Annotated in this window: 1 pseudogene; it reads left to right on the forward strand. The window is 63.8% G+C overall.

Annotation, left to right across the window (positions count from 1 at the left end):
• Positions 1-128 (forward strand): annotated as a pseudogene (locus tag J5M57_RS28815) (sulfite exporter TauE/SafE family protein); the annotation flags it as partial.
• Between the last annotated feature and the right edge of the window lie 118 nt (positions 129-246).

A 246-nucleotide genomic window follows, 5' to 3' on the forward strand; every position in this document is an offset into this window, starting at 1 on the left:
GGGGCTGGCTGCCGTGCGGACTGGTTTACAGCACGCTGCTGTGGTCGGCGAGTCAGGGCAATGCGCTGGACAGCGCGTTGTTGATGCTCGCTTTCGGCCTCGGGACATGGCCGGTGCTGCTCGCCACAAAAGCAGTGACTACCAATCCGCCGTTGATGCAAATCAAGAGCCCCGTCGCCGCTCCCCGATAGACTCGCCACACTGCCAGCCTATCCGGGGGAATGCCCGCATGCTCGACGCCATTCG

The organism is Pseudomonas sp. 86_A, from assembly GCF_017491705.1.
GTDB lineage: Bacteria > Pseudomonadota > Gammaproteobacteria > Pseudomonadales > Pseudomonadaceae > Aquipseudomonas > Aquipseudomonas koreensis.